An 18,658-nucleotide genomic window follows, 5' to 3' on the forward strand; every position below is an offset into this window, starting at 1 on the left:
CTTTTCGTCCTCCTCTTATCTCTATATTTGTTACTTATTCGCTTCAAGTTTGAGCTTTCCTGCTACAAATGAAAAAATTTCATCTAACTTTTCCTCAAAGTCTGCATCGGTCATATCAAACCAGGTGACATCCATTTTATTTCGGAACCAGGTTAGCTGACGTTTCGCATATCTTCTTGAGTTTTGTTTTAATGCATCAACAGCCTGTTCTTTAGTCACTTTGCCATCAAAATAGGCGTAAATCTCTTTGTACCCGATTGCTTGGATAGACTGGCATTCTCGAATACCTTTTCGATAAAGTTTTTCTACTTCTTCCAAAAGGCCTTCTTTCACCATTAAATCTACTCGTAAATTAATTCTATCATATAATGTTTCACGATCCATAGTTAAACCAACATACGCAACATCATACAATAGCTCCTGATTCTGGGACTGCTGATACTCCGTCATCGTCTTTCCGGTAGAATAAAACACTTCTAGCGCCCGAATGACTCTTCGCACATTATTGGGATGAATATTTTCAGCGCTTATTGGATCAATACGCCTAAGCTCTTCATATACTTCTTCAATCCCCTGCTCCAGCACTTGCTTTTCAATTCGAAGACGAATTTCTTCATCTTTTCCAGTGTCAGAAAACTGGTAATCATACAAAACAGATTGGATGTAGAGTCCAGTTCCCCCAGCAATAATAGGAACACAGCCTTTTTGAGTAATATTTTGAATAAGCTTTCGTACATCTTGTTGGAATTCTGCTACGGAGTATGGTTCAGTAGGCTCTTTAATATCTATTAGGTAATGGGGGACACCTTGCATTTCCTCGTGTGTAACCTTTGCTGTGCCGATATCCATTTCCTTGTAGATTTGCATCGAGTCTCCACTAATGATTTCTCCATTCACTCTTTTTGCTAACTCCACACTTAATTTCGTTTTTCCAACTGCTGTTGGACCAATAATAACAATTACCTTTTGCTTCTCTCCCAACACGCATTCACTCTCTCAACTAATCTATATCACAAGATTTCATTATACCCATTTCCCTATGGGTTCAATCCATTTTTTACGTAATTATGAAGTTTTTAGTGCACTACATTACTCGCTTAAACATTTTCTCCATGTCATAGGTGGAAAAATGAATTAATATAGGTCTACCATGAGGACATGTAAAAGGATTTTCCGCTTTTCTTAACGTATCCAACAGGGCAGCTATTTCTTCATTTCGCAAATGGTGGTTTGCCTTTATTGCAGCTTTACAACTCATCATGATAGCTGCTTCCTCTCGCAAATCTGAAAGTTTAATCTTTTTCTTCTCCATCACTTGCTCCATCATCTCGTCAATAATTTCGCGTTCCTCGCCCTTCGGAAACCATACTGGATGAGCTTTGACGATAAATGTTTGATGACCAAATGGCTCTAGAAAAACTCCTACTTCTCGAAAGGCCTCCACATGTTCTTCTAAAAATAAATACTCATCCATTGAACATTCTATTGTTAGTGGAACAAGAAGTTCTTGCAGATTTCTGTCCTCTTGCCCAAGCTTACGATAAAAGTATTCATAATTAATTCTTTCCTGTGCGGCATGTTGATCGATAAGATATAGCCCATTTTCATTTTGTGCCAGAATATAGGTGCCATGCATTTGACCGATTGGATAAAGTTGAGGAATTCTCGTGGATTCCGCTTCCATTACTACCGGTTCCTCTTCTTCCCTTCCTTCATCTTGACTGTCAATGTAACTCGATTCTTCTATATAATCTTCTATTTCACGCTCAGTTGGCTCAGGTGCTATGTCTTCTTTTACTATAGAAAAATCCGTGTCCTCTACTTTTTGTTTCGGTGATTGTTCTATTTCTGAAAAGAGCGAAGGTATCCTGCTATTAGATAGTTCCTCGTTCTCACTTTTATGTTCTAATGTAAAAGTTTGCTGGAACGGTTTTTCCTCCTGTAAATAGCTTGTAGTTTTTCTAGGAGTATTGGAAGGAATAAGTTGTTTCGATTGAAACACTGCTTTTATTCCATCAGCAATTAAACGATATAGCTCATCTTCTTTACTTAACCGTACCTCCAGTTTGGCTGGATGCACGTTTACATCGACCAGTAGCGGATCCATATCTACTTGTAGGTAGCATATTGGAAATCTTCCAATTGGTAAAAGAGTATGGTACCCCTCTTGAATAGCTCGAATAATAGTATAGTTCTTTACATTTCTACCATTTATAATAGTTGAAATATAATTTTTAGATGCTCTTGTTATTTCTGGTAGAGCAATATAGCCTCTTACTTCAAAATCTAAGGAGGTAAAGGAAATAGGAATCATTTTCTTGGCAATGTTCATTCCATAAATGGCAGCTAGAACATGAAGGCTATCTCCGCTTCCATTAGTTGCGAGCATTCGCTTTCCGTTATGGCTCAAACGAAAGGAGATGGAAGGGTGAGCAAGTGCCAAGCGATTGACTAAATCTGAAATATTACCAAGCTCTGTATGAATCGTTTTCATATATTTTAAGCGAGCAGGTGTGTTAAAAAACAAATGCTGAACGACAATATCTGTTCCTTTCCTACTACTTGCCATTTCATGGGTTTCTAAATGACCACCTTTTAGTTTTAAATAGGTGCCAGGCCCATCACCAGTGCTAGTTGTGAGTTCGAAAATAGAAACAGAAGCAATACTCGGCAAGGCTTCTCCTCTGAATCCTAATGTTCGAATGCGGAACAGATCATTTTCATTCTTAATCTTGCTTGTCGCATGGCGTTGAAAAGCGGTAATGGAGTCATCTTGGTCCATTCCATCTCCATTGTCTAGCACGCGAATTTTCGTTAATCCAGCTTCTTCTAATTCGATTTCGATAATAGTAGAATTTGCGTCGATAGCATTTTCCACAAGTTCTTTTACAACAGATGCAGGTCTCTCGACAACTTCTCCAGCCGCTATTTTATTGGCCAAGCTTTCATCTAATTGAATAATCTTCCCCATCCTATTCCCTCCTTTCTTTTATTTTTTCGTTTTAAGTAGCTTTTGAATTTCATATAATTTATTTAGTGCATCCATTGGTGTCGTATCTAATAAATCCATTTTTTTAATCTTGGCTATTGCTTGTGCCTCTTGCTTGTTAAGCTTTTCATCATTTGGTACTCTCTCCTCTTTCACTTCAAAGAATGAAAGTTGCGTTAGCGGATCTTTACTCTGTTCCCTTACTTGTGGGATATTGACTTTTTCTGGTGTAGCTTCTAGTTTTTCTAGGATGGATTGCGCACGTTCAATCAACTCTTTTGGAAGCTCTGCAAGCTCCGCAACATGAATTCCATAGCTTTTATCTGCTGGTCCCTCTTTCATTTTATGAAGGAATACAACTTTCCCATTCTGCTCAACAACACTCACATGAATATTTTTAAGCTTGTCCAGCTCTTGATCTAAGGTGGTTAGCTCATGATAATGTGTGGAGAATAAGGTTTTTGCACCAATTTTATCATGAATATATTCTATTAAAGCTTGAGCTAGTGCCATGCCATCATAGGTAGACGTTCCTCGACCTATCTCGTCAAACAAAATTAAACTATTTTGCGTTGCATAGACGATGGCATTTCGTGCTTCTAGCATCTCTACCATAAAGGTACTTTGACCAGAAATCAAATCATCTGCCGCACCAATTCTAGTGAATATTTGATCAAAAATCGGGAGAGATGCTTCTGTCGCGGGCACAAAACAACCAATTTGCGCGAGAATAGCCGTTAATGCCACTTGACGCATATAGGTGCTTTTACCAGACATGTTCGGCCCTGTAATCAGGAGCATTTCATTTTCTCTATCCATCCAACTATCATTTGGTACATATTCATTAGAATCCATGACCTTTTCAACAACCGGATGACGCCCATCCTTTATATATATTTTGCGTTCATCATTAAAGGATGGTTTTGTATAATGTCTTTCCTCACTAATCGTTGCAAAGCACTGCAAGACATCGATTCCACTAACCGCTTTTGCTAATTTTTGAAGTCTTGGAATAAATCCTTTTACTTCCTCTCGAAGTTTCAGAAAAAGCTCATACTCCAATGCAATGATCTTTTCTTCTGCTTCTAAAATGAGTGTTTCTTTTTCTTTCAATTCTTCAGTAATATAACGTTCTGCGTTTGCAAGAGTTTGCTTTCGTTCATAGCGTCCCTCAGGAAGCGTGGATATGTTCGCCTTCGTTATCTCGATATAATAACCAAAAATTCTGTTATAGCCTATTTTTAAAGAACGAATTCCTGTCAGTTCGCGCTCTCTTTTTTCGAGCTCTGCTATCCAGGTCTTCCCATTTCTTCTTGCATCACGATATTTATCTAATTCCTCGTGGAAGCCATCTTTCATCATATTCCCTTCTTTGACAGAAAGGGCAGGCTGCTCAACTAAACTATCGTGTAATAATCCGGTTAATTCCGTACATTCATCCATATTTTCTAATACAGAGGTCATATCAATAGGAAGTCCTGCTAATAGTTCTTTCAAGCTAGGAATTTGTGATAATGATTTACGTAGCTGTACTAGATCTCGAGCATTGACATTTCCAAATGCAACCCGACCAGCAAGTCTTTCTAAATCATACACTTCTTTAAGAAGCTCACGGATTTCCTGTCTCGTAAAATACTCTTTCATTAAGGTTTCTACTATTTCATGACGTTTTTCTATTTGATCTTTTTTTATCAATGGACGGTCTACCCATTGCTTTAATAATCTTCCACCCATTGCCGTTACGGTTTGATCAAGTAACCAGAGCAAGGAGCCTTTTTTTCCTTTAGATCGGATTGTTTCGGTTAATTCAAGGTTTCTTTTAGAAAACAAGTCGATTTTCATCGCATGATCTAACTCATAAAATAGCGCAGGTTGCAAGTGATCAAGGCTTCGTTTTTGCGTTCGTTTTAGATAGTGCAGAAGACGCCCAACCGTTATTAGTAGTTTTTCTTGCTCTAGCTTGTCTACTAAATGGATAAATTCTTGCGGAATAGTTTTTGCTTGTTCATAAGAGAAGGTAACAATCATTCTCTCTTTCAACATTTGAATAATACTCTCTGGGAAACTATCCTCCACTACTACCTCTTTAGCCCCAATAGAATATACTTCATTAATTAATTGCTGAACGGGACCAGAAATAATAGTTGTGTGCATTTCCCCTGTTGAAAGGTCTGCAAATGCCAAACCAAATGTTTCGTCACCAAAATCTGTTAAGGTGGTTAAGAAATTATTTTGCTTATCACTTAACCCTTTTCCCTCCATCACCGTACCAGGGGTGACAAGTTGAACGACTTCTCGTTTAACAACCCCTTTCGTGAGTTTCGGATCTTCCACTTGTTCACATATTGCTACTTTAAAGCCTTTATTAATTAATTGCTCTATATAATTAGGAGCCGCATGATGAGGAACTCCACACATCGGGATGCGCTCTTTGCCCCCTCCATCGCGGCTTGTTAATGTAATCTCTAGTTCTTGTGATGCGTTGACTGCATCATCAAAGAACATTTCATAAAAGTCTCCCAGACGAAAAAATAAAAAGGCATCCTGGTAATCTGCCTTCACTCGTAAGTATTGTTGTATCATAGGCGTATAAGAAGCCATGTTATTCCCCCAACTATTTTCCATTGTTTTAGCTGTTTAATTATATCATATTTTACAGATCCCTTATAGGAAAGTTACGTGTGGAAGTAAAAAGAAACAAAAAGAAAACTAGGAAGCAAACCTCCCTAGTAATCTTATTATTCCTCGTATCCGTCTACGATAAAGTCAGGATTTAGATCTTCGAATTCTTCATCATCGACATCCCAATCTGTATCATCTGTTAATGTTTCTGGATGTACTTCTACGACCACTTTTGTTTCCCCAATTATCTCTGCTAAAAATTCTCTTTCTACCTGCACTTCCACTTTTGCGCCAGTTTGAGCGATGCTTGCTTCTAAACAGTTCGGCTGTTGTAAGACTCGAGCCACTACCTCATGCTCGTCACCGATACTGTTGTCATCTTTATACCGAAGCTTTACTACATCCGTATAGGACACTGTCTCTGTTACTACTTGCGTTTTCGTATTATCGCTGTAGGAATACCAAACGTTAATATCATAAAATCCTGCTACTTCTACCGTATCGTCCACTTTCTTCGCATCATACTTATGGTTAATGACCCAGCATCCTAAAATACTAGTAGGACGATGCGAGGGACTTATCGTATGTTTAGACTGCGTAAACTTTCTGCCTTTACCGGTAACTGCTCTTGTGATAATTTCTCTGTATTCAGACATTCGAGCATACACCCTCCTCATTACAATCTTCATTTCATCCTATGCGGGTTAAATGACTATTGTGCTTTGATTACATTTACAACATAACAAATAATTTCTAACACATTAACGTATAGTTCATTGTATGCAAGCTTTCCAAGATATGTGCCTATTTTTTCTTGAAAATTTAGATTGGTAGTTGAGGGAGGAAGAACGCATAAAAAAAGAGTGTAAAATCCATAATTAGGATTTCACACTCTTTCGAAGCAAAACGAGCCAGCTTCGCTTTTTTTATCACCCACAAGATCCGCCGCTACTGTTTTTCACGTATGATCCTGTTTCGCCACGTAATACATCGCCACCAGTAGCAACGATAATTTCGTCTGTAACTTTATTTGAGATGGCAGAAGAAACTAATTGTAATAGTTCATTTACATTTTTTTGAGAGTCTTTGAACTCTTGTACAATTGGAAGGCCGTCTAATTCCTTTAATAAATTATCTAGCTTTTCTTCTGTTTTCTTTAATGCTTCTTGTTTGCCATAGTGTTGGAAATTCACTGCTTGCTTTTGCAAACTTTTCACACTAGCAACCATTTCTTTGATTTTTTGATTTTCGTTAATTTGTGCTTCTGCACGTTTAAAGTAATCTACCTCTTCTGTTTCAGCGATCATTTGCGCTAAGTCTTTTGCTCTTGCTAAGATATCGGATTTCGTGTACTTTGCCATTGTCATTTAACCTCCAGTGCTTCTTCTACCAATTCTCCGTCTAATGTCCAAGTCTTTGTTTTCGTTACTCTTACTTTAATTAACTTTCCAATAATCGATTTCGGTCCTCTAAAGTTAACTAATTTGCTCTTTGATGTATAACCAGCCAACACATCAGGGTTTTTCTTACTTTCGCCTTCAACAAGAACCTCGACAACTTGCCCTTCATATTCCTTCAGTTTCTTAGCTGAAATCTCGTTTACTAAGGCGTTTAGGCGTTGTAGACGTTCTTTTTTCACTTCTAACGGTACATTATCCACCATTTTTGCAGCTGGTGTGCCTTCACGTGGAGAATAAATGAACGTGTATGCCGTATCGAATTCTACTTCACGATATAAAGACATGGTTTCTTCAAATTGCTCTTCTGTTTCATTTGGGAAACCAACAATGATATCAGTTGTTAAAGAAGCATTCGGCATAGCAGCTTTAATTTTCCCTACTAGTTCTAAGTAGCGCTCTCTATCGTATTTACGAGCCATCATTTTCAATACTTCTGAGCTACCAGATTGTACTGGAAGGTGAATATGATCTAGTAGGTTTCCACCTTTTGCTAAAACTTCAATTAAACGATCATCGAAATCTCTTGGATGGCTGGTAGTAAAACGAATTCTCGGAATATCTATTTTACTAATTTCATCCATTAAATCTCCAAGACCGTAGTTCCCGTCTTCAAAGTCTTTACCATAGGCATTTACGTTTTGACCTAGAAGAGTTACTTCTTTGTATCCTTGTGCTGCAAGATGACGCACCTCTTGAATGATATCTTCTGGACGTCTGCTACGTTCCTTGCCTCGCGTGTAAGGAACGATACAGTACGTACAGAACTTATCACAGCCGTACATAATGTTTACCCAAGCTTTAATCTCACCTTTACGTACCTTTGGAAGGTTTTCAATAACGTCTCCTTCTTTAGACCATACTTCCACAACCATCTCTTTGGACATATAGGCTTCTTTCAGGATGTTCGGTAAGCGGTGAATATTATGAGTCCCGAAAATCATATCGACTTGCTGATATGTTTTAAGGATTTTGTTTACGACTGATTCTTCTTGCGACATACAGCCACAAACACCTATTAATAGATTAGGCCGTGTTTTCTTCAGCGTTTTTAAATGGCCTAATTCACCAAATACTTTATTTTCCGCATTTTCACGAATCGCACAGGTATTTAATAGAATGACATCCGCGTCATTAACTGTATCTGTTGGGTCATATCCTAATCCTAAGAATATTCCTGCCATCACTTCTGTATCATGTTCATTCATTTGACAGCCATATGTGCGAATATAAAACTTCTTACCAGCACCTAAACCTTGGAATTCCTCTGCGATATTAAAGTCTTTATAATCTACTTCTTCTTTTCCACGCTTTTTAGCATCCTTTAAGGACGGTGGCGCATAAACAGTTTCAAAGTATTTACTGAAATCCTTCTCGGATTTTTTGTCCGATGAATTCCTAGCGACTACTTGTTGTGATTCCACTCTTTGTTTTTCATTCATTGTTGTGTTAACTCCTTTCTATAGAGTGCATAAAACTCTACACATTAACATAGTATATAATTTTATACAGTCTTAAACAATATAAATACATAAGTGTAGGAAAATGTTCAAAAAAAGAAGAACCGAGCTTGCTGACTTCTTTTTTTCCTCACTTAACTCCATAATTACTATCCTTGCCTTAAACGCAAGAAGAGAGACACTTTATACGGTGTCTCTCTTTTGCTTTAGTGAAAGTTAAGAGATAATTCCTAACTCTTTTCCTGCTTTTTCAAAAATATCTAATGCTTCTTGTAGCTCTTCTTTTGTATGTTGAGCTGTAACAATTGTACGAACACGCGCTAATCCTTTTGCAACTGTAGGGAAAGCGATTCCTTGTGCAAATACTCCATATTCAAGTAATTTGTCAGAAAGCTGATGAGATAAAGCTTCATCTCCAACAATTACTGGAGTTACAGGAGTCTGGCTATGTCCTGTATCAAAACCAAGTTTCACAAGACCATCCTTGAAGAATTTTGCGTTATCCCAAAGCTTTTCAATTAGTTCAGGTTCTTCTAAAAGCACTTGAATTGCTTCATCACAAGCGGCTGTAACTGCTGGTGGATGAGAGGTACTGAATAGGAACGGTCTACCTTTATGAATAAGATAGTCTATTAAAGAACGAGTACTCGCTACATATCCGCCAAGGACCCCTACCGCCTTACTCAATGTTCCAACTTGAATATGAACTCTTCCATCAAGTCCAAAATGGTTAACTGTTCCTCGACCATTTTCTCCAAGTACTCCAGAAGCATGAGCATCGTCTACCATAACTAACGCATCATATTTCTCTGCAAGTTCAACAATTTTATCTAATGGAGCGATGTTCCCATCCATTGAGAATACACCATCTGTAACGATCAAACGTTTACGGTAATCGGCAGATTCTTTTAAAGCACGCTCTAAGTCTTCCATATCTACATGCTTGTACACTTTACGAGCAGATTTTGTTAGACGAATTCCATCTATAATAGAAGCATGGTTTAATGCATCAGAAATAACGACATCTTCTGGTGATAAAATGGCAGATAAAACACCTTGGTTCGTTGTAAAACCAGATTGAAATACTAACGATGCTTCTGTATGTTTAAACTTCGCTAGTTTTTCTTCCAATTTTTGATGCATGGAGAATGTTCCTGCAATTGTACGAACTGACCCTGTTCCTGCTCCGTATTTTTCTACGGCTTCAAGCGCAGCTTTTTTTAGTCTTGGATGTGTAGTAAATCCAAGATAGTTGTTAGATGATAATTGAATTACTTCTTTGCCATTGATAACAACTTTTGAGCCTTGATCTGATTCTAGAGGAACTAACTTACGAAAAGTTCCCTGCTCTTTCATTTGGTCTAATTCTTCTTGTAGGTATTCAAAACCTTTCATTAATAAGCCTCCTAAAAATAAATATTCTTCTTTTTTGGCAACCCCGAAAATATAAAGTGACCCCTTTTACCCCCCTGATGATTTCCGTGCCAGGTGTTCGCTTTCCGCGGGCGGCCTCGGGAGCCTCCTCGGCGAAGAGCGCCTGTGGGGTCTCCCTTCGACTCGCATTCCCGCAGGAGTCTCACGCCTTGCACTACAATCATCAGGGGAGACAGGGGATATTTGACGGGCCACTTTTTCATTATCAATGGTGCGATTTTTCTTTTCATTGCATGAGTGGCTACCCTGAAAATTGATAGGTTATATCTGTTAAACTCAGCAATAAGCTTGAACAAAGCTTTTTTTAAAATTTCCTTATGGTTGTAATACAACTTTACCACATTGACCTGAAATCATTAAATCAAAGCCTTTTTCGAAGTCTTCTAGTGGGAAGTGGTGTGTAATCATTGGTTTAACGTCAACTTGACCAGATTTTAAAAGTCTAGAAACCTGTTGCCATGTGCTATACATTTTACGGCCTGTGATCCCTTGAATGGTTACTCCTTTAAATACAACGTCATTGGTAATATCAAGTTCTACTGGACGAACTGGTAAGCTCAGAATAGATACTCGTCCACCATTTGTAATCATTTTAAAACCTTGGTTCATTGCAATCGGATGTCCGGACATTTCACAAACTACATCGACTCCGTGACCTTCTGTTAATTCCATTACCAATTCTACCGGGTTTGCTTCTTTAGCATTAATTACTGTGGATGCACCCATTTTTGTCGCTAAATCTAAACGATACTCATTTAAGTCGATTGCGATTACTTGTGAAGCACCTGCGGCTTTTGCAACTCCAACTGCCATAATTCCAATCGGCCCACACCCAATAACAGCAACAGTCTTACCAGCTACATCACCTGCAAGCACAGTGTGAACAGCATTCCCCATTGGCTCTTGAACAGATGCAACATCATAAGGCATATCTTTCGGGTTTTTCCAGACGTTTACAGATGGAAGTGCGACATATTCTGCAAAACAACCATGTGTGTCTACCCCAATAATTTTTGTGTCTTTACAAATATGGTAATCACCTGTTAAACATTGTGGACACTCATAACAAACAATATGTGTTTCTGCAGAAACTTGATCTCCAAGCTCTACATTAGTTACTTTACTTCCTACTTCAACGATTTCTCCAGCAAATTCATGTCCAAACACATAAGGTGGATTTACACGACTTTGAGACCACTCATCCCAAGTATATATATGAACATCTGTCCCACAGATAGATGTTGCTTTCACTTTTATTAGTACTTCATCTTCTTTAATTTTCGGAATATCAACCATTTGAAGTTCCGCACCATACCCACGATGATGCTTCACGATTGCTTTCATTTTTCCATTCACAGAGAACACTCCTTCATTAAGTACAACTATTATTCTTGATAACTAGTAATAGTGTATCATCTATGTGAAGTAGAGTAAACACCACTGTCCACTGGAGACGAACATGTGACTGTGTAGAATAAAATTTCAGGATATTTTTTTAGTTTTTAGTAAAGCGCTTTCATTTTAGATAGGTTTGCTTATTAATTATGAATTTATAGGATTATAAATATAAATAAAAAAGAGACCCTGAACAAATGTCCAGGGTCATCTTAACTATTACATAAACTCTTTCACTAATTCGTTAAATTGCGCTTCATCCAATTGAAGGTCCGCTTTTGCTAAAGGCTCTTTACTATAATTGTGCACTAATTCTTGGTAAGATTTTTGCTCTTTGTTTTGATAAATTAAACCTGTGACAAGACCATTGTGCTCCATAAGTGTTTGCATTGCACTTACTTTATTATGAGCATCGTAGCCTTCAATGCTGCTTAATTTCGTTAAATTCTCTTTAAACCAATCATACGTGTTCACTTTGTTGTACGTTACACATGGACTGAAAACATTGATTAAAGAGAAACCTTTATGGTTGATTCCTTGTTCAATTAAAGAAGTTAAATCTTTTAAATCTGTAGAGAAACTTTGTGCAACAAATGTTGCACCTGCAGTTAACGCCATTTCCATTACTGATAAAGAAGATTCAATCGATCCTTGTGGTGTGGATTTCGTTTTGAACCCTACTTCACTACGAGGAGAAGTTTGGCCTTTTGTTAATCCATAAATTTGATTATCCATTACGATGTAAGTAATATCAATATTTCGACGAATCGCATGGATTGTGTGTCCTAATCCGATAGCGAATCCATCTCCGTCTCCACCTGAAGCGATAACCGTTAAATCTTTATTAGCCATTTTCACACCTTGTGCGATCGGTAGTGAACGACCATGAATTCCGTGGAAACCGTAGGAATTAATATAGCCTGAAATACGTCCAGAACAGCCAATCCCAGATACTACTGCAAGCTCTTCTGGTACTAATCCAACATTAGCGGCAGCACGTTGGATTGCTGCTTGTACCGAGAAATCTCCACAGCCAGGACACCAGTTAGGTTTTACATTATTACGAAAATCTTTAAACGTTGCCATTATTTATAACAACTCCTTGCATTTTGTGTGGATTTCTTTCGGTAAAAATGGATCGCCATCATACTTCAAGACACTACTAATTTTCTCAGCATGACCAACATTCATTTTCAGAATGCTAGCTAACTGGCCTGTAGCATTGTATTCCACAACAATAACTTTTTTCGCCGCTTTTACAAGTGGTAATACTTCTGCAGTTGGAAACGGGTGGATTAAGCGAACTTGTGCATGGTTTGCTTTAATACCGTCTAATTCTAAACGCTCCATCGCTTCTTCGATTGTACCTCTTGTAGAGTTAAATCCAACGATTAACACATCTGGATCTTCATGTTTTGCATTAGTATGAACAGGGTTTTTAAACTTTAGGTTGTTTAATTTTCTTAAACGTTTGTCCATTTGAGCTTGACGGTTTGCTGCAACTTCGGAAGGTTTCCCAGTTTCCTCATGCTCTACACCTGTCACATGGTGAATACCATTTTTCATACCAGGAATGACACGTGGTGAAACCCCATCTTCTGTCACTTCATAACGCTTAAAGTAGCTCTTATCAGCTGATTCGGGAATTTCTTGGTTTATATCTAATTTACCACGTCTAATTTCGACGTTATCAAATTTAAGTGGTTCAACAGATTGCTTTCCAAGGGATAATTGTAAATCAGTTAAAAGAATGACTGGCACTTGATACTCTTCTGCAATATTAAATGCTTCAACCGTATCATAGAAAGCTTCTTGAACTGTACTTGGTGCAATTACTACTTTAGGAATTTCACCGTGAGTACCGTAAATCATTGCCATTAAATCAGACTGTTCAATTTTCGTTGGAAGTCCTGTACTTGGACCTCCTCGTTGAGTATCCACTACAACAAGCGGAGTTTCTGTCATTCCGGATAGACCGATTGCTTCCATCATCAAGGATAGCCCAGGTCCTGCTGAAGCAGTTAATGTACGCACACCTGCATAGTTAGCGCCGATCGCCATTGTACAGGCAGCAATTTCGTCTTCCGTTTGAATAACAGTACCACCAAATTTCGGTAGTTTTTTAATTAAATACTCCATAATTTCAGATGCTGGAGTAATTGGGTATGCAGGCATAAAACGTGATCCCGCAGCAACCGCTCCTAATGCAATGGCATCATTTCCAATCATGAATAAACGCTTTTTGCCATCAGCTTTATCAAGCTGCATCGTTTGGACGTTTTCCGCTTGTTCTTTTACGAACTCAACACCTGCACGGATAGCTTCCATGTTCTTCTCTACAATAGATTCGCCTTTTCTTCCGAAAATCTCTTGCACTACTTCTCGGAATGACTCAGTATCTAAATCTAAAATGGCACTTGACGCTCCAACTGCAACCATGTTTTTCATTAATGAAGTACCAAGTTCTGTAGCGATTTCCGTGAATGGAACCGCATACAATGTCGCTTTTCCATCTTCAGGAATACTCGGTTTGAACTTAGCATCAGCAATTACTACTCCGCCCTGACGTAATTCATGGTAGTTAACATCGATTGTTTCCTGGTCAAATGCTACTAATATATCAAGATCATCGGATATAGAACGAACTTGTGTTGTACTAACGCGAATTTTGTTGTTAGTATGTCCACCTTTAATACGAGATGAGAAATGGCGGTAGCCATATAAGTAATATCCTAAACGATTTAATGCGATGGAGAAAATCTCACCAGTACTCTCGATACCTTCTCCTTGTTGCCCTCCAACTTTCCATGAAAGTTGATTGATCATGTGCCTTACACCCCTTTAATTACGTTCATTGTCAGAATTAATAATACGATTTTAATTGTAGCATTTTTCCAATCGAATAACTAGAATATAACATGGTAGATTCAAGAAAATTATGCATTAAAATCACGTTAAATATGTACTAAACGCTTTCATTGTAGACCTATTTATTTAAAAATACAAGCGTTTGATTCAATTTCTTTCAAAAAATTTGAAAATTTTCTTAATAAAATATGAAAGCGCATTCAAAGATTACAATCCCCTTGTTACTTAGGGAATTTTCTAAAGAAATTTCCGAACAAGAACCCCTCTACCTCTGTTTTAGAATAGTATTTTACTAATGTATTAATTAAATTAGAATAATCTTCATAGCGATTCAATCCTTGCACAGTGTTTGTAATTCCATCAAAATCAGATCCAAATCCGATATGTTGTACTCCACCTAAACTACAAATATGATCGATATGATGAAGCACATCTGAAACTGTACTTGCTTTTCCATTTGACAAGAACTGAGGAACAAAGGTAATACCTATCACAGCGTCCTTTTTGATTAATGCCTGAATTTGGTTGTTCGTTAAATTCCGTGGATTCTGACAAAGCGCCTTACAATTGGAATGAGAAGCGATAACATACTTTCCTATTTCGAGAACATCCCAAAAAGCTTTTTCTGACAGATGCGATACATCTGTCCAAATAAAATGATCATTGTTCTCTACTACTACTCGTTTTCCAAATAAAGAAAGACCAGCACCTCTATCCTCTAAGATTCCATCTGCAACTGCATTCGCATAATTCCAAGTAAGACCTACAGAAGAGACTCCCAAACGATATAATGTACGTAACCGCTCAAGACTCGTACCAATTGCATCACAACCCTCTAAGGTTAAAACGGCTCCTATCTCTCCATCTTTCAATTGTAAAATATCTTTTTTAGTTGTTACTAACTTCATTTTCGGAAATCTGTATAAGATATTTTCATAGAATAAATCAATCATTTCCAAGGCTACATAAAATCCCGATTCTTTCCTTACCTTTTCTGGAATATAAATCGCGAAGCACTGCACTCTTGCATTCGCTTTCTTTAAGCCATCCCACGTAATATGTAATGCTTCACTATCTTTAAAGAATAAGTCTTGGTCTTCCCACATTCTATAAACCGTGTCACAATGAGCATCAAAAATACGCAAATTTATCGCCTCCTAATTCATCATTTTCCAGTCAAATAAAAGCTTCAGCCTGTTTGCATATGAAAAGCAAACAGGCTGAAGCTTTTATTGAACATAGTTGTTCTTTACCTAGGTTCTACAATTAATTTTATTGCCGTTCTTTCCTCACCATCAATTAAGATATCAGTAAAGGCCGGGATACATATTAAATCAACTCCACTTGGAGCAACAAACCCTCGTGCAATTGCTACGGCCTTTACAGCCTGATTTAAAGCTCCCGCACCAATTGCTTGAATTTCCGCATTCCCACGTTCTCTTAATACCCCTGCTAGAGCCCCTGCTACCGAATTTGGGTTTGACTTGGCTGAAACCTTTAATATTTCCATTTCTAGCTCCTCCTCAACATTTACAGTACATGGTGAAAGATCCATAGGTGAATGAATTGTTAATAATTTCATTCCTACTATATTCAGGAGAATCGAAATGTATTCCTGCTTGTATCACTTTTATGTCTAAATATTCAAAAAACTAGTGTTTTAATCAAAAAATGGATGATCCTCATTAATCATTAATGGTTTGATTGATTTCGCCTTACCAGTCTTCATATCTACATCTAGAATAATTGCATTTAACTGGGCTCTGCCCTCTGTTACTTCAAACCGGACAGGTAAGGAAGTCATAAATCGTTTCAGTACAGCGTCTCTCTCCACGCCTAGTATCCCATCATACGGACCAGTCATGCCTACATCCGTTATATATGCTGTGCCTTCTGGCAAAACACGGTAATCATTTGTTTGTACATGTGTATGAGTTCCTACTACCCCTGTAACTCTCCCATCTAAATACCAGCCAATTGCTTGTTTTTCACTTGTTGCTTCGGCGTGAAAATCTACAAAAATAAATGGTGTTCGTTTTCTCGCTTCCTCCACCAATTCGTCCGCCTTCTTAAAAGGGCAATCTATCGGGGGCAAAAAGGTTCTACCTTGCAAATTAATGACCGCTAATTCTTTACCGTGAAAGGGAATATAAGCGATTCCCTTTCCAGGTGTTTCGCTCGGAAAATTTGCAGGTCGAATCATGTTTTTCGCACGATCTATAAATTCAAAAATCTCGCGGTTATCCCATGTATGATTACCAAGGGTAACTAAATTTGCACCAGCCTCTAAAAATCCTTGATAGATTTTTTCTGTAATTCCTTTTCCCCCTGCAGCGTTCTCTCCATTAATAATAGTTGCAGCAGGTTGAAATTTATTTTTCAATTTAGGTAAGTATTCTTTAATCATATTTCTTCCAGGAGATCCTACTACATCCCCAATAAATAAAATTCTCATATGTACCGTATCCCTTCTAGCAAATCGTTAGTATTAGTTTTACACAACTTTTGTTTCTTCGCAAATTGCCCACCTAAAAAGCAGGATAGACAATGCTAGACAAACAAAAAAAGTGGTGCAAGCACCACTTTATTTTGCGTATTCTACGGCTCTTGTTTCACGAATCACCGTTACCTTTATATGACCTGGATAATCCAGTTCTTCTTCGATGCGTTTTCTAATATCTCTTGCAAGTCGGTGTGCTTCTAAGTCATCAATTGTATCAGGTTTCACCATAATACGAACTTCACGACCTGCTTGAATAGCAAAAGATTTTTCTACACCTTCATACGACTCAGAAATTTCTTCTAATTTCTCTAATCGACGAATATAGTTTTCTAATGTTTCACTACGCGCTCCTGGTCTCGCCGCTGATAATGCATCTGCTGCTGCAACTAGTACCGCAATAATAGAAGTTGGTTCTGTATCTCCGTGATGAGAAGCAATACTGTTAATAACAACAGGGTGCTCTTTATACTTAGTCGCTAATTCGACACCGATCTCCACGTGACTTCCTTCTACTTCATGGTCTACCGCTTTTCCAATATCATGTAACAATCCGGCACGTCGAGCAAGTGTTACATCTTCACCTAGCTCTGCAGCCATTAGACCAGCTAAGAATGCTACTTCTGTTGAATGCTTAAGTACGTTCTGACCGTAACTTGTACGGAATTTCAAACGACCTAAAATTTTGATTAAGTCTGGATGTAAGCCGTGTACGCCCACCTCAAATGTTGTTTGCTCTCCCATTTCACGAATATATTCATCCACTTCACGTCTTGATTTTTCAACCATTTCCTCAATACGTGCTGGGTGAATTCGACCGTCTTGGACTAGCTTATCTAAGGCAATACGAGCTGTTTCACGTCTAATCGGATCAAAACCAGATAAAATAACTGCTTCTGGTGTGTCATCGATAATTAAATCTATACCGGTTAATGTTTCAAGTGTTCGAATGTTACGGCCTTCACGACCAATAATTCGACCTTTCATTTCATCATTTGGTAAGTTAACAACGGAAACTGTCGTTTCTGCAACATGGTCTGCTGCACAACGTTGTACAGCTAATGAAAGAATTTCTCTCGCTTTTTTGTCCGAGTCTTCTTTTGCCCTATTTTCACTTTCTTTGACCATAAGAGCAATGTCATGGGACAATTCATTTTCAACACGGTCTAAAATAATATTCTTCGCTTCGTCTCGTGTTAATGCTGAAATGCGTTCGAGCTCTTCCTGCTGTTTACGCACTAATTGTTCCACTTTGCTTTCTAATTCTTCAATATGCTGTTGTCTATCGTTTAAAGAATCTTCACGCCTTTCTAATCCTACTTCACGTTTATCAAGCGATTCATCTTTTCGATCTAGATTCTCTTCTTTTTGCATTAAACGATTTTCTTGTTTTTGTAGTTCGCTTCTACGGTCACGAATTTCACGTTCAGCTTCTGTACGAAGTTTGTGAATTTCGTCCTTTGCTTCTAAAAGTGCTTCTTTCTTGAGTGATTCAGCTTCACGTTTTGATTCTTCAACAATTTGTTCAGCTGCACCCTTAGCGCCTAAAATCTTTTGCTCAGCAATAGATTTACGAACATAAAAGCCAACAACTACACCGACGAATAAGGCAAGCAAAGCGGAGATGATTACATCAATTCCCATTATTACACCTCCTCTTGCTATGAACTTTTTTCTTGCTAGATTTCATTGTCGGCATGTACATTGTAACAATGTGTGTCAACATACAGCTCAAAGGCTTTTTTAGCTTTTTTATAGCTCTAAAATTCTAACAAAGTATAAAATATACATACTAATTGTAAATCTGTGAAAATTTATTGTCAAGCCCGTCCTATCAAGGATTCCATCTTTTGGGTAAACTAATTAAGATTTTCTCTTTAAATCGGGAGAAATTAAGTTATATTTGCTTCTTTTATATTAGCTACCTTGAAAA

The 18,658-nt window shown here is 37.9% G+C and carries 14 protein-coding genes; all 14 read right to left on the bottom strand.

Translation table 11 applies throughout. The annotated features are described in order from the left end of the window. Positions 1–30 precede the first annotated feature (30 nt). Positions 31–981 (bottom strand): tRNA (adenosine(37)-N6)-dimethylallyltransferase MiaA, encoded by a 951-nt coding sequence (gene miaA, locus BK580_RS13380; protein ID WP_078382770.1) that lies wholly within the window; start codon positions 979–981, stop codon positions 31–33. Positions 982–1,084: 103 nt separating this feature from the next. Beyond that, the gene (mutL, locus tag BK580_RS13385; protein WP_078380824.1) at positions 1,085–2,971 is read right to left on the bottom strand and encodes a DNA mismatch repair endonuclease MutL; all 1,887 of its coding nucleotides are present in this window, start codon (positions 2,969–2,971) and stop codon (positions 1,085–1,087) included. Positions 2,972–2,989: 18 nt separating this feature from the next. Then, complete coding sequence (gene mutS / locus BK580_RS13390) at positions 2,990–5,590, bottom strand: DNA mismatch repair protein MutS (RefSeq protein ID WP_078380825.1); 2,601 nt, start codon at positions 5,588–5,590, stop codon at positions 2,990–2,992. Positions 5,591–5,727: 137 nt separating this feature from the next. Continuing rightward, positions 5,728–6,267 carry an outer spore coat protein CotE gene (locus BK580_RS13395; RefSeq protein ID WP_078380826.1) on the bottom strand — a complete coding sequence of 180 codons (540 nt, stop codon included), beginning with the start codon at positions 6,265–6,267 and terminating at the stop codon, positions 5,728–5,730. Positions 6,268–6,540: 273 nt separating this feature from the next. Beyond that, complete coding sequence (locus BK580_RS13400; protein WP_078380827.1) at positions 6,541–6,972, bottom strand: YlbF/YmcA family competence regulator; 432 nt, start codon at positions 6,970–6,972, stop codon at positions 6,541–6,543. A 2-nt stretch (positions 6,973–6,974) separates the two neighbouring features. Then, entirely contained in the window at positions 6,975–8,510 is a 1,536-nt protein-coding gene (gene miaB / locus BK580_RS13405; protein ID WP_078380828.1) for a tRNA (N6-isopentenyl adenosine(37)-C2)-methylthiotransferase MiaB, read from the bottom strand. A gap of 234 nt (positions 8,511–8,744) precedes the next feature. Further along, entirely contained in the window at positions 8,745–9,923 is a 1,179-nt protein-coding gene (locus BK580_RS13410; protein ID WP_078380829.1) for a glycine C-acetyltransferase, read from the bottom strand. A gap of 354 nt (positions 9,924–10,277) precedes the next feature. Beyond that, positions 10,278–11,318, bottom strand: a complete 1,041-nt coding sequence (gene tdh / locus BK580_RS13420; protein WP_211279029.1) for an L-threonine 3-dehydrogenase — start codon at positions 11,316–11,318, stop codon at positions 10,278–10,280. A gap of 258 nt (positions 11,319–11,576) precedes the next feature. Next, positions 11,577–12,443: a 2-oxoacid:ferredoxin oxidoreductase subunit beta gene (locus tag BK580_RS13425; RefSeq protein ID WP_078380831.1), complete on the bottom strand. Its 867-nt coding sequence runs from the start codon at positions 12,441–12,443 to the stop codon at positions 11,577–11,579. A 3-nt stretch (positions 12,444–12,446) separates the two neighbouring features. Beyond that, entirely contained in the window at positions 12,447–14,183 is a 1,737-nt protein-coding gene (locus BK580_RS13430; protein WP_139364896.1) for a 2-oxoacid:acceptor oxidoreductase subunit alpha, read from the bottom strand. 263 nt (positions 14,184–14,446) lie between these two features. Further along, positions 14,447–15,370, bottom strand: a complete 924-nt coding sequence (locus BK580_RS13435; RefSeq protein WP_078380832.1) for a dipeptidase — start codon at positions 15,368–15,370, stop codon at positions 14,447–14,449. Between the two features lie 104 nt (positions 15,371–15,474). Continuing rightward, positions 15,475–15,735, bottom strand: a complete 261-nt coding sequence (gene spoVS, locus BK580_RS13440) for a stage V sporulation protein SpoVS (protein WP_009330666.1) — start codon at positions 15,733–15,735, stop codon at positions 15,475–15,477. A gap of 150 nt (positions 15,736–15,885) precedes the next feature. Beyond that, a complete protein-coding gene (locus tag BK580_RS13445; RefSeq protein ID WP_078380833.1) occupies positions 15,886–16,680 on the bottom strand; it encodes a TIGR00282 family metallophosphoesterase in 795 nt (264 codons plus the stop codon). A 129-nt stretch (positions 16,681–16,809) separates the two neighbouring features. Then, positions 16,810–18,369 carry a ribonuclease Y gene (gene rny, locus BK580_RS13450; protein WP_078380834.1) on the bottom strand — a complete coding sequence of 520 codons (1,560 nt, stop codon included), beginning with the start codon at positions 18,367–18,369 and terminating at the stop codon, positions 16,810–16,812. Positions 18,370–18,658: the final 289 nt, after the last annotated feature.

Origin of the sequence: Sutcliffiella halmapala (assembly GCF_002019665.1) — a bacterium.
In the GTDB taxonomy this organism is placed as follows: domain Bacteria; phylum Bacillota; class Bacilli; order Bacillales; family Bacillaceae_I; genus Sutcliffiella_A; species Sutcliffiella_A halmapala.

Coding starts and splice junctions, on each gene's coding strand:
- mutL (WP_078380824.1), bottom strand. CDS start 2,971: ATGGGGAAGATTATTCAATTAGATGAAAGCTTGGCCAATAAAATAGCG.
- mutS (WP_078380825.1), bottom strand. CDS start 5,590: ATGGCTTCTTATACGCCTATGATACAACAATACTTACGAGTGAAGGCA.
- BK580_RS13395 (WP_078380826.1), bottom strand. CDS start 6,267: ATGTCTGAATACAGAGAAATTATCACAAGAGCAGTTACCGGTAAAGGC.
- BK580_RS13400 (WP_078380827.1), bottom strand. CDS start 6,972: ATGGCAAAGTACACGAAATCCGATATCTTAGCAAGAGCAAAAGACTTA.
- miaB (WP_078380828.1), bottom strand. CDS start 8,510: ATGAATGAAAAACAAAGAGTGGAATCACAACAAGTAGTCGCTAGGAAT.
- BK580_RS13410 (WP_078380829.1), bottom strand. CDS start 9,923: ATGAAAGGTTTTGAATACCTACAAGAAGAATTAGACCAAATGAAAGAG.
- BK580_RS13425 (WP_078380831.1), bottom strand. CDS start 12,443: ATGGCAACGTTTAAAGATTTTCGTAATAATGTAAAACCTAACTGGTGT.
- BK580_RS13430 (WP_139364896.1), bottom strand. CDS start 14,183: ATGATCAATCAACTTTCATGGAAAGTTGGAGGGCAACAAGGAGAAGGT.
- spoVS (WP_009330666.1), bottom strand. CDS start 15,735: ATGGAAATATTAAAGGTTTCAGCCAAGTCAAACCCAAATTCGGTAGCA.
- BK580_RS13445 (WP_078380833.1), bottom strand. CDS start 16,680: ATGAGAATTTTATTTATTGGGGATGTAGTAGGATCTCCTGGAAGAAAT.
- rny (WP_078380834.1), bottom strand. CDS start 18,369: ATGGGAATTGATGTAATCATCTCCGCTTTGCTTGCCTTATTCGTCGGT.